We start from the raw sequence: 12,405 nt of genomic DNA, 5'->3' as shown, positions 1-12,405 counted from the left end.
AGAAGCATGTTTGATAAAATTATATGGTCGAGAAATCTGACAATGGGTGCCGTTTTTGCACTGATGGCTGCGACCCATGGTGCGGTGCATACGGTAACGATCAATACGCATGACGTTCAGAATGCTCTGGCCGATCCGGGATTCGAAGCGCTGATCGGAACGGAACCGAATGCAGGGTCCGCCCCTTGGTTCACGACCGGGGAAGAGGCCAGTTCGAACTTCAAGGGTTCCACCAACAGGGCGTATGCGGGCAGTCAGTCTGCCGTGTTTGCTGATTATGGCGATAAAGGCGCCATGGTTCAGAATCTGGATCTACAGGTCGATGCTGGAAAATATTACCATGTGTCGGTCTGGATGCTGACAGACGACCCCAGTATCTCTTCGGCGCACACCAATACCCCGGCGATCAATGCAACGATCTATACGAGTTCCTCCCTCGACGGCGCCTATTCCTACCGGGCAGGATTCTTCTGGAGCCGGACCACAAGCGCGGACGGAGCCTGGGAAAAGATGGAAGGGACGCTCACGGGGACTTCTCTCAGCGCCTATGCCGGTGAGTACATTCAGATTCGGATCATCAAGGCCAATGAAAAGACGACCCACCGCATCTTTGTCGATAATGCGGTATTAATTGAATCGGATTCGCCGGATGCGCCGAAAACGGTCAGTCCCTATCTGGTTGGCGCGAACATCGTCTACTCCAAGGATGAGGGTCGTATTTGGGAAGAGGAACATCGGGTCGATGTGCTTAATCGCGCCGGAATGAATAACCTGCGCTATCCCGGCGGGCATGTTGTTTCATACTGGGACTGGGAGTTTCCCTACCATGGTGCCTATCAAAACTTCTGGGACCCGAGCTACAGCTTAACGCCATCTGAAAGTAATGCCCTGTTCCAGGCAAACCAAAATCGCCTGTCGCTCGATGAGCATCTGGATCTTTGCCGGGAAACCGGAGCGGCGCCTCTGATCGGCATCAATATGTTCCAGGGGTACAAATTCAACCGGGATCAAGACTCAATCGACAAAGCGGTTCGCCTGGTCAACTACTGCAAAAACAAAATTACCGGCCCACGGTACTACTATCTAGACAACGAGGTAGGGCACCAACCCACGGAGAATAACCACGTTCCCATCGATGCCTATCTGCCGCTCATCCCGGATTACTCGACCGCTATCAAGGCCGCCGACCCGCAAGGCAAGATTGCCGTAAACATCATGACGTGGAGCAGAGTGGAGGAAATTGTACGCGACTATGGCGACTATGTGGACCTTTACGATCAGCACTGGTATTACAGTAACAGGGTATGGGGACAGTTCTGGCCCGATGATTGGCGCGGGGATGTGAATATGGGCGTTTACACAAGCCGACTTAACCAGTTCAACGGCTGGATCGATACGTATAACAAGCCGCACCTGAAGATGGGTTTTCTAGAGTGGAACATAGGGCCATCGACAGGCGCGGATGGCTCCACGCCGGGTACCGTATTTTATCAGGGACTGGTGCAGGCCGACATACTGATGCACATGATTCGCTTCGATGTTCATATGGCGAGCATTTGGCCCTTAACGTGGGATGACAACTTCCGCAACCTAATTGACGGCCCTGATCACACCGTATCGCCCACGTTGTATATTCACCGGGCGCTTTCGAAGGCGGCTGGAGGGACGCGGCTGAACTTGAGCGAACCCGACACCGGCGGGTTGTTGCGAAGCCTTGCCGTTAAATCGGCAGACGAGGCCTTCATTGATTGCTATTTTTTAAACAAATCCACCGAGGCCATCGACCTGGCCATCGAACTGCCCGTGCCCATCGTCGAGACCGTGCTAATGAACTTTGCACAAGGAGCCGGCAGCAATGACGTCAACGTGAGCGAACAGCGTTATGCAGGAGACAGCGCTCCGCTGCAGTTCTCGCTGGCGGATACCAGTTTCACGCATATTCGCTACAGAATTTCGGGCAGCCCCACGAGCTACGAACTCTTTGCCGATGATTTTGAATCCTCGGTCGATGTAGGCAACGTGGCTTCCGCACCCTATCCGGTTGGCAGCTGGCATCACCAGGGATCAGCGGACTGGATGGTCGAAGGCTCGGGAACGTCCGTTGATATTAGCGAGTTTAACGGAATTTCAGGCAATGAGTTAAGAATTGGCTGGGGATACGATGAAGTGGTCACGCTCTATTCAACTGCGGTCCCGATCCACACGAGCCAGACCTATACGTTCCGCGGCAGGTGGGAGATCGGAAGTGTGGTCGATTCGCCGCGTGGTTTCATTGCTGGATTCGCCGAGTTTTCGGCGGAAGACGGTTCGCTGATCCAACGGCTGACGCCCGATTCGCTGGTGTTCGGCAATACGAACGCACCCGTGGCCGGCGAAACCGGAACCTTCGAGGTGATGCTTGAATCCGCAGAACTTGTCGCGGCTGGAACAACGCCCGGAAATTTGATCGGCCTCTTTCTGCATCACGACGATGGCGGCGATCTTTACGACGATTCGAACGTACTGAAAAACGACGTGTACTACATCGACAACGTCTCTCTTGAAGTCAGCGGTGCAATAACCATGCTTGATCAATGGATGGTCGATCACAAAGTTGCGGGTGCATTGGCGGATTCCGATGGAGATGGGCTCGATAACCTTGCGGAGTTTGCTTTAGGGGGCAACCCAACCAATCCGGCGACCCAGGGATTCGCGCCGATCTTTTCAGTCGTGTCAAATGGGTTTAACTATGTGTATCCGCGCCGTCTCAACTCCGATCTGACCTATTCACTCGAAACCACCGACAATCTGCGGTCGAACAATTGGACGGCGGCTACGTACGGCGAATTGCCCGCAACGGATGAGCACTCTCCAGGTTTTGAAGCGGTTAGCAATACTGTTTCACTCTCAGGAACGAATGCATTTTTGCGCCTACGGATCGAGGGGTAAAAGGATCAAGGCGTAAGGCGGGGCTCGATCGCCGGGCTGCAGCTTCCAAATACGAAAGTCCCATGCTTTGGAACGCTGTAGGCCGTGTGCCCCACCTATCCAGTATACGCATAATATTCATGCTTGAGCCGTAACTGATTCTTCAGCACATATTCATTAACCATCTCTACAATAATGGGATGGCCACAAAGAGGCACAAAATGCACGAAGACCTAAACTCCTGTTGTCTTGTGATTCTTGTGCCTCTTCGTGGCAATTTTCTCTCCTGCTATGCAATCGCACTTTGAAGAGCAGCCAATAAGTATTCTGTATTTCGTAGGGCCGCGGACAGAACCTCTCTGTTCAAATGCGTATACTAGATAGGTGCCTCACACGGTGCGCATCCGCACTGCATCCCGCACCGCCGCACTCCGCCCGATGGGGCATCGGGCCTACAACTCGACGTTCAATAATGCGTTGGTTCCAACCAGTGGAGTTTTTTGACAGGATGAACAGAATTGACAGGATCTTGGACGGTACAACTGCAAAAAATTTGCCACGAGAGAACTCAAAAGACGGTGCGGCTGAGGTTTTTTAACAGACAGGCCGATTTTCCTTAAGCCCCAAGCCCTAAAGACCAGAGCCTTTTTCCCCCTCGTCTTTCTGACCGCAGGCGAGGCTTGAGCCAGTCCTGCCTTTATCATCCGTGTGTTCAGTGTATTCTGTGGTGAAATTTTGATCCGCATTGCGCCGGGTGGGGGCGGTGAAGCTGTAGTGACTTAATTTATATTTTCCAATGTTTGGAAATCCATGTACAACAAGATGATATTTACATGTGGAGAGCGCTGTGAAACTTACCCCGGAACTAATCCAGAAATTGGCCCAAACCACGTTCTGCCGCCCGGCCATCGCAGAACTGGCTGAGCTGTTTGAGAATACGACAACCGAAGAGGTTAACGCTCTCGCGTTTCAACTGACCGAGCAGGGCGAGGATGTGGCATTGGATCGCCTGCTGACTACCTGTGCCTTCTGTGACATCCAGCTCGATCCCACGATTCTTGCAGAAAGCGCCGCGGTGATCTACGACCTGACACACCTGCCTTACTCCTATGCAAATCAGGGAGCGGAAGCTATAGAGCCGCTCATCAAAAATGCACGCGCCGAAATGCTCTCGCATGAACGCCAAGCTCTGCTCGGGCGCCTAGCCACAGAGCTTGCGCTACGTCACCAATCCCGCCATGACGAGGTCGCCCGACTCCTGCAATATCTGCAAGAGGAGATCCGCACCCCTCCGGTCTCCATGATGGTTTACGATTCAATTCATATGCTGGAGCTCGGAGAGCTTAAGGAAGGTGCCTTTCCGCTTATGACGGAATTTGACATTCATGAAAGCCTCCCTGAACGTCCACCGCCGAGAGTTATCGGGAACGGGGAAACCATACGCCGCCCTATACCCAAGCTTGGCCGCAATGAACCATGTCACTGTGGCAGCGGCAAGAAGTATAAGCGCTGTTGCCTTGAGAAGGATCAAGCCATTTTGGCGGATGCCTCTTCCTATGAAGGTGTTACTCAGAGCCAGCTTGCTGAAAATCCAGGTGTTGTGGACGACGAGGAGGTCATCTATGGCCTTCGCGCCTACGAAATCAAGAAGTTGACCCCGGAGCGCCTGACGACAAATCAGCTTCTGCCCGCTTATCACAAGGCGTGCACCTTTGGCCTTTCGGAGGTTGCTTTTGCCATGCTGGTCGAGCGGTCAAAGCGATCTGACAGCACCTGGCCCTTTGACAAAGGGAACTTTGTAGATTTCATGGAATACGCGCTCGCGCATAACGATATTGAGATGGCACAACGTGCACGCGTGCTGGTTCCGCAAGACAGCGAACTTGTCAACTGGGATGAGATCGATTTTCAATTCGACCTATGCACCAACCCGGGACATCTTGAAACCATTGAGGCACGCTGTCAGAAGGCGTTCTGCTGCCTTCCCGATGAGACGGGCGGATTCCGCGACCACGAGTTCTGTAACCTGGCCCATCTTTTCTTCAACAAATTCCCCGCGCTCAGCATACTTTTTGCACGCGCGGCCCTCCTCGAATGTCCAGACCGCGTGCTCGATAACGAACTGCTGGTGGAGTGTGTTCATCAGGCTCGTATTGATCTTGGGCTCTCCCCTTGGGACGATCCTGTTGATACGTGGTTGGACGACTATGATAATGAACAAGCCGACCGGACTCTGGACAAGGAACTGGCGCGGGAAACCGAAGCCTTGCGCAAACAGCTTGCGGAGTCTCGCGAAAAGATCAGAGAAGCAGAGACAGGATTGTCCTCAAAAGAGGCCCTGCTCGCGGAGTTGAAGAATGAATTGGACGCCACCGCCGGCCAGCAAAAAATCTGCCAGACCATTCCTGAAAAACCGAAGAAAGAAACCCAGGAGGCCGCCCAAGATACCGTGAACCGCCTGCGTCGCCAGATTGACAGTCTGAAGGCCGAAATTGGCAACCAGCAGGAAAAGTGGCAGCAACTCAGACACGAACTGGATCGGGAACGGCAGCACGCGCAACGCGCCTCAGCCACACAGAAACCCACAAGTGAGAACACCGAAAACGAAGATGCCGCAGCGCCCGCGATGCCCGGCGAAAATGCCCGAACCATCGTCGTTCCCGATTATCACGGCAACTTCAGGGATGCATGCCGGAGTGTTCCTGGATCGGCTGTCGCCAGTGCCGTGAAGGCGATTGCATCTTTTGCGGTATACGACCCGGCTGTATGGCGCAACGCACGCAGCATCAAACAACTCGCCAACATTTACCGCGTCCGCATTGGACGGAACTATCGCCTGCTCCTGCGCTGGGTTCCAGGCCAGAGCCTCACCGTCCTGGATCTCATCCCTCGCCAAGACCTCGAATCCTGGATCAGACGCCACGCCTGATTCAGGAAAAGGTGTCAGGGCGGTGGGGTTATATTCGTTCGATATTTGTGGTAGTTTGTCTAAAATACATTGATTAAACGTGATGACATGCACGGTTTTTGTTGGTAAAACGTGATTTATGAAGAGAGATTTATATCAATCCCTTGTTGCATGGAAGCATTCCGACCGCCGCAAACCCCTGATATTACGGGGTGCGCGACAGACGGGGAAAACCTATTTGCTCAAGGAATTCGCAATAAACGAGTATCAAAATCATGTGTATGTGAATTTTGAGGAACAATCCGGGATGAGTGATGCCCTCAAGGAGGATCTCGGCGTTGAGCGCATCGTTGAGTATCTTGGAATTCTATCGGGGCAGGCCATTGTTCCGGGAGAAACACTGATTATTTTTGATGAAATTCAATCTTCTCCGCAAACGCTTAAGGCACTCAAGTACTTCAATGAAAAACTGAATGAATATCATATTGTCGCTGCCGGCTCTTTGCTGGGTGTTGCATTGGCGGGGGCTAAATCCTTTCCGGTCGGGAAGGTGAATTTTCTGGATCTGTATCCTCTGAATTTTTCGGAATTTTTGACGGCGTTGAAGAAAGAGAGTTTGTTGGCAGTTCTTCCGGACATTCATCTCGGGGTGAAAGCGATTCCCGAAGTGTTTCACGCCGAATTGGTTGAGCTGTTGAAAAAATATTTTTTTACTGGAGGGTTGCCGGAGGTCGTTGCTGACTATGTTGAGCATAGGGATGTTCAGCGGGTTCGGGATATACAGATGGAGTTGTTGAGATCCTATGCCAACGACTTCGCGAAGCATTCCTCTCCGGCAGAGGCACTCAAAATAAAGCAGATTTGGGATTCGATCCCATTGCACCTGTCAAAAGAGAACCGGCGTTTTGTTTTTTCAGCGGTTAAGCACTCCGCAAGAGCCCGCGAGTATGAGACGGCGTTGCTGTGGCTACAGGATGCGGGGCTTATTCTAAAGGCTCAGAGTGTATCGAAGCCGCTTTTGCCTCTTCGTGCATATACGGAGAAAGCGTTTAAGGTTTACCTGTTTGATGTCGGTCTGCTGGGTGCAATGACCCGGTTGAAGCCGGAAGCGATTGTTTTTTCAAATGAGCTGTTTACTCATTTTAAGGGTGCATTGGTTGAAAATTATTCCATGCAGCAGCTCAACCCTGCATTTGAACTTTATTATTGGGCCAGTAGCGGCAGAGCCGAGGTGGATTTGGTTATTCAAACGAAGGATGATGTCTTCCCGCTCGAGATCAAGGCGGGCATTAACCTGAAAGCCAAAAGCCTGAAAACCTATGATGAAAAATTCAACCCGAAACAGCTTCTTCGATGCAGTCTTGGTAATTTCAGTTCAAGCGGGAAACTGATAGATCTTCCTCTGTTTGCCTTGGATTGTTTAGCAGAGTTATAATTTCATTGTTTTTCGGGGCAGGGGTCGGCCTGGGCAAACCCTGTTCCGCACCGTCTTGTTATTCTGTCGAAAAATGATTGCCGGTATTCAACAATGATAAGGGGCAGGGGGCAGGACGATAAGCTATGAATTATGAAAGATGAGGGAATAAGGATTCGGCCCAGCCGTTGTTCTCGTCGAGCGAGACGGCCCCTTCGACTTGCTGAACGGCCCGGCAAATATAGGAGAGAGAAAGAATGCACATTATTCCGAGACTGAAAACGATGGCAATACTCCCCGGTATTGTGCTGATCGGCGTTATTGCCCATGCAGCATCAGGGGAGCCAAGCCGGACGCACGGCCTCGTCGGGCTTCGTCCCTTGCCCCGGACAGCAGCAATGGACCACGGTCATAACCATGGCGGGTCCTGGGCGGGCACCCCGACCTTCGCGGAGCAGAAGGGGAATTACCCCTACGTGGCCGAAAACCTGGATGTAGTCAAGGGATGGCTGGACGGCGATTTTAAAACCAAGCGGGTATTCTTTGAGCATTACTGGGGGCTTAGCGAGGCCCGTGATGATCTCGATCCGAAGAAGAACCTTCTGGTGCGTGTGATTCGCCAATGGGAATCCCAAGGCGGCGTGGTGGAGCACATACTGATCTGTCGCGAGTACGACCTTGCCATACACCGAGGGCACAAAGACGCCAAACCGGGGCCCTTTAAGGAAGACACCCGGATTCTCTATGAGAAGGATTTTGATGATATACGCGTCCTGTTCAAGAAGGCCCACAAGCAGAGCCTCCTGAAGCACGACAACTATAAGCTCATCCAGATGGTCCAGGAACCGTCGTTCTTTGCGACGGACAAGCGCTTTCAGCCTATTATGGACAAGTGCGACGGGATCGCCTACGAGTGCCACCAATTCAACCGCCACTGGCCGTTGGAAACAGGATGGGGAAAGCCCGAAAAGGTCGTCGAGGGCGCAAAATGGACGCTCGGCCAGAACAAGGAATATATCTTCTATTACGGTCCAATTCGCTGGAAAGGAAAGGTGTACTACGAGTTTATGGAACGGGACTGGCTTCAGAAGTTCTGGGAGGCTGGTCTTCCAAAGCATCACCCCAAGATGCACTACTATCTGAATACGTTCCCCCACGCAGATGGACGTGGTCGCCCTGTCGGTCCGGAAACGGATCCCCACTCCGTTCTGGGATTCACGAAGTGGCTTATTCAGGAAATCAAGATGGATGAAGGTGCCAACCCTGTAAATTAATGTTTTGGGGCAGGGGGGCAGTCTGCCCCTTATTCCTTGCAGGCCGCCTTTGCGGCGGCTTCGAGGGTTTTGCGGGTTTGGGCGTCGAGCTTGATTTTGATGAATTTTATTTTGTCCTTTTTGCGCATCTCGACGGTCAGTTCCCCTGGCATATCGGAGGCCTCCTCGTCGAAGAGGGTAGAGTAGAAAACCAGGGAGGTCAGGTAGGCGCCGGTGGTGGTGGGGTGCGAGTGGTCGGCGGAATGAAGCTGCAGATCGGGATTCGATTCATAGGCCAGCTTCCATGCAATACCGACCGGTGCAATCCTTCCTTCCGTTTCGTTGGCGAGACGGGTATAGGACTCAACCAGCCGTTCGTGCATTTGAGGCAGTAGGGCGATCCCTTTGCGGGCTTCCTCCGAATCACCCTGCATCCATTTTACCGGTGCATTGTAGGCCATGGTCAGATAATAGAGCTTTTCCGCTCCCGATTTGTCGACTTCGGCCGCCAGCAACTTGCCGTATTTCATCATTTTTTCCGGATCGCCGACCGGTTCGAAGCTCTGGTTTTGCAGTACAATCACATCAAAGTTGCCCGCTTTCATTTTTTCGACCGCTTTTTTCTCTTCCCAGTGCTGCTGAAAGCTGCGGCCTCCGGGAGTCTGTTGCTCATAGATCAGTTCGTGGCCTTTGGCCTCGGCCATGGTCCGTAGAATTTCCGGCATTGCGCCGACGTAGGTATAGCTGTTGCCAACAAACAGCACCTTCAGGCTCTTTGCCTGCGCGCTCGTCAATACGATCAGTGTTGTCAGAAATAGAAACAGTCTCTTCATGGTTGGTTCTCTTTGGGGTTTTTACAGCTCCAGCTAACCTACCTCAATGAGCGAGGTTTACCATCTGTTTTTCGGGAGGGATTAATGCATACGGCGGACAGCCCGGCGGTCCGTCCCTGCCTAGAGATTCCACCAGTAGCCAATGCGGTGTGATATACGGTATCTTCCCTATTCATTCCGTCTGGAAGAATGAACACATCGTTCTGCGGGTGGGGGGATTTGAGGGAATACATGAGAAATATGCTGAAATATATAGGCATCGGATTGCTGATGGTTACGGGCAGTACAAGTTTTTCCGGGCAACCGAAGAACGTGCTGTTTATCGCGATCGACGACCTGAAACCGTGGCTGGGCTGTTATGACCATCCCGTGGTGAAGACCCCGAATATGGACCGGCTTGCTGAAAAGGGTACGGTTTTTCGGAACAACTATTGTCAGGTGGCGCTCTGCGGTCCGACCCGCATGAGCATCATGACCGGTCTTCGGCCGGACACCACGCAGGTCTACAATATGGGCGGCGAGCTCTGGCATATCGACACGGCCCGCAAACGAGCGCCGCAGCTCAGGACGATTCCGGAACATTTCAAGGCCAATGGATACATCACGTTGGGTTTCGGCAAGGTCATGGACAGCCGCAATACCGACAAGGGGCAGGATACGCGAAGCTGGAGCGGGCCGAAAGGCGTCCGGTGGGATTGGGACGAATCCCTTTATCCCGTTAAGCCCGTCGGTGGTGGTTATCAGGATCCGGTCACCCGTAAAATTCTTGAATCTGCTGCCGCTGAAATAACACGGCGCGGCATAAAGAAAAAATCAGACCGCATGGCGTTTCTCTCGACGGTAGAAGGCGCGCGTCCGGTTTGCGAGTCGATGGATCTCCCCGACGAAGCCTACGCGGAAGGCAATGTGATGGCCGCGCCGGCGATCAAGGCAATCCGCCGCTTCGGAAAAAACAAAGAACCGTTCTTTCTGGCGGTCGGGTTCTATAAACCGCATCTGCCGTTCGTGGCTCCGAAAAAATATTGGGATCTGTATTCGCCTGACGATTTTAAGTTGGCAGCGGTCCAGCACTACCCCGAAGATGGCGTCCGCTACGCCGAAACAGAATATGTTGAAGCGCGTGGCTTCCATCCGGTTCCCGGCGAGGGGGCGATTCCAGAAGACCTGCAACGCCACATGCTGCACGGCTATGCGGCCTGCGTTTCCTATGTCGATGCGCAGGTCGGAAAACTACTCCAGGCGTTGGAAGAAGCAGGGCTGCAGGACAATACAGTGATCTGCCTTTGGGGCGATCACGGCTTTCATCTGGGCGATAAGCAAGTCTGGGGCAAACACACCAATTTTGAGGAAGCCACGCGCGCGCCCCTAATCATTGCATCGCCGTCCATTCCCGGCAGAGTTGTCGAAGATAAAATCATGACCGAGTTTGTTGATGTTTTTCCAACCCTATGCGAACTAACCGGATTGGAGCCGCCGTCTGGACTGGAAGGAAAAAGTCTGATCAATCTGATGCGTAGCGAGCGTCCCTTAGAGAACAAGCCGGCGGTGAGCCAGTATTTGCGGAATATGGATGATGAGGGCCTAGTGATGGGTTGGGCGATCCGTACACCGCGCTACCGGTATGTGGAGTGGCGGAAGACCTCGGTGGAAAACCTGCAATACACCCATTCCGGCGAAGTGGTTGGGCGTGAACTGTATGATTATGAAGCGGATCCGAATGAAACCCGGAATGTTGCAGGAATGCCTGAATACAGCCCCGTGCTGACTGATATGACGGAGCAGTTTGATATTGTACTACCTCACTTGCCGAAGCGGAATGGATAGTGGTTAAAGAAGCGATGAAATATTATGACCGTAAAATGCTGCGCGTTCTCCGTGCGGCCCCGGTTGCTTTGGTGTTGGGTTTTGTGGGGGCCTGCGTGGCCGAGGGGGCGCTGATGCAGCGGATGTCCGACGATCCGGTCTTTGCCATCGATCCCGCCCACCCGTGGCGTTCGGTGCATGTGGCCAATGCCGCCGTGCTCAGCCCGGCGGAGTCGCCGGATGGACGGTGGCTGCTCTATATCCGCGGTTCAGGCTACCTCCCTGAACCAAACGGCAAGGCCGTCTACCATGACAGCATCGGGCTGTTTACCCAGGAAGCGGACTCTTTTTCGCCGCTCGGCCCCTGGGAGGAATATTCAGGGAACCCGGTTCTAATCCATGGCCCGGAAGAGGCCTTCGACGGCAAGCACCTGCTCGACTGCACCCCGGTCGTCGGCAGGGACGCAACTGGGAAAAAGGATCTGCTCCATATGTTTTATAAAGGGGTTTCGTATAAAGCCGGCGGATGTCTGGCCGTGGCCGTTTCTTCAGACGGAGGCATTTCCTTCGCCAAGTTTGAGACCAATCCGCTCCAGCGGCGCATCGGCCCGTGCGATGTGGTCTATCACGACAACCGCTACTACATTTTCTATGGCGATGCGAAGTATGATCCTGCGAAAAAAAAGGCGACCGCCCGGCTCAAGACCTATTTGGCGGTTGTCAACGATCCTGCCGAATTTACATCTGCACCAAAACGACTGGTTCTGGACACAGGCGTGCGAGGCAGTTTTGACAGCCAGTCCGTACATGGCGGCCGCATTTTTAAACTGAACAACCGCTGGTACATGGTTTATCAGTGTAGTTCAGAATACATGGATTATCCGGACCGTTTCCATGTGGCCTGGTCTGATGACCTGCTTCAGTGGAAGAAAATTGAGAGCCCGGAACTGTTTTTCACCAGAGGGCCCGCCGGCAGCTGGGACGAGGGCGCTATCTGGTGCGGCGAGGTGTTCACTCATAAGGATATGCTGTATATGTATTACGAAGGGTGGGGTAGCGGCAGAAAAGGATTTGACCGCGACAAGCCCTATTTCCGAGGCGGCCGCTCGCAGACCGGATTGGCCGTGACATCGGTTGAGTCATTTTTGAAATGGTGTGGGCACAGTGACAGGGATTGAATCCGGAGAATGGGGAGAAGGAGTGGTGTCTGATTATGGATAGATTCTAGGCAGCAATGGTGTTGATGTTTTTCTGCACGCTTCGTGCGGCTACGCATCGTCAACCCAA

7 protein-coding genes are annotated in these 12,405 nt (G+C 53.0%); 6 read left to right on the top strand and 1 reads right to left on the bottom strand.

The annotated features are described in order from the left end of the window. Positions 1 to 6: 6 nt before the first annotated feature. The 4 genes from SCARR_RS25350 to SCARR_RS25335 all read left to right on the top strand — a co-directional run bounded on the left by SCARR_RS25350 (position 7) and on the right by SCARR_RS25335 (position 8,503). Positions 7 to 2,928: a hypothetical protein gene (locus SCARR_RS25350; RefSeq protein WP_136065100.1), complete on the top strand. Its 2,922-nt coding sequence runs from the start codon at positions 7 to 9 to the stop codon at positions 2,926 to 2,928. Between the two features lie 826 nt (positions 2,929 to 3,754). Then, a complete protein-coding gene (locus SCARR_RS25345) occupies positions 3,755 to 5,836 on the top strand; it encodes an SEC-C metal-binding domain-containing protein (protein WP_222846461.1) in 2,082 nt (693 codons plus the stop codon). Between the two features lie 118 nt (positions 5,837 to 5,954). Beyond that, complete coding sequence (locus SCARR_RS25340; protein WP_136065098.1) at positions 5,955 to 7,250, top strand: ATP-binding protein; 1,296 nt, start codon at positions 5,955 to 5,957, stop codon at positions 7,248 to 7,250. Positions 7,251 to 7,486: 236 nt separating this feature from the next. Further along, positions 7,487 to 8,503 (top strand): hypothetical protein, encoded by a 1,017-nt coding sequence (locus SCARR_RS25335; RefSeq protein WP_222846460.1) that lies wholly within the window; start codon positions 7,487 to 7,489, stop codon positions 8,501 to 8,503. A 29-nt stretch (positions 8,504 to 8,532) separates the two neighbouring features. Here SCARR_RS25335 and SCARR_RS25330 read toward each other — a convergent pair whose 3' ends face one another. Continuing rightward, a complete protein-coding gene (locus tag SCARR_RS25330) occupies positions 8,533 to 9,315 on the bottom strand; it encodes an SGNH/GDSL hydrolase family protein (RefSeq protein WP_136065096.1) in 783 nt (260 codons plus the stop codon). A 240-nt stretch (positions 9,316 to 9,555) separates the two neighbouring features. On the opposite strand from SCARR_RS25330, the gene SCARR_RS25325 reads away from it, so the two are divergent. Continuing rightward, positions 9,556 to 11,139, top strand: a complete 1,584-nt coding sequence (locus tag SCARR_RS25325) for a sulfatase (RefSeq protein WP_168433614.1) — start codon at positions 9,556 to 9,558, stop codon at positions 11,137 to 11,139. Beyond that, the gene (locus SCARR_RS25320; protein WP_136065092.1) at positions 11,139 to 12,296 is read left to right on the top strand and encodes a glycoside hydrolase family protein; all 1,158 of its coding nucleotides are present in this window, start codon (positions 11,139 to 11,141) and stop codon (positions 12,294 to 12,296) included. The genes SCARR_RS25325 and SCARR_RS25320 overlap by 1 nt, the downstream gene beginning before the upstream one ends. Positions 12,297 to 12,405: the final 109 nt, after the last annotated feature.

Source organism: Pontiella sulfatireligans (assembly GCF_900890705.1).
Taxonomy (GTDB): domain Bacteria; phylum Verrucomicrobiota; class Kiritimatiellia; order Kiritimatiellales; family Pontiellaceae; genus Pontiella; species Pontiella sulfatireligans.
This window is presented reverse-complemented; position numbering and strand designations above follow the sequence as displayed.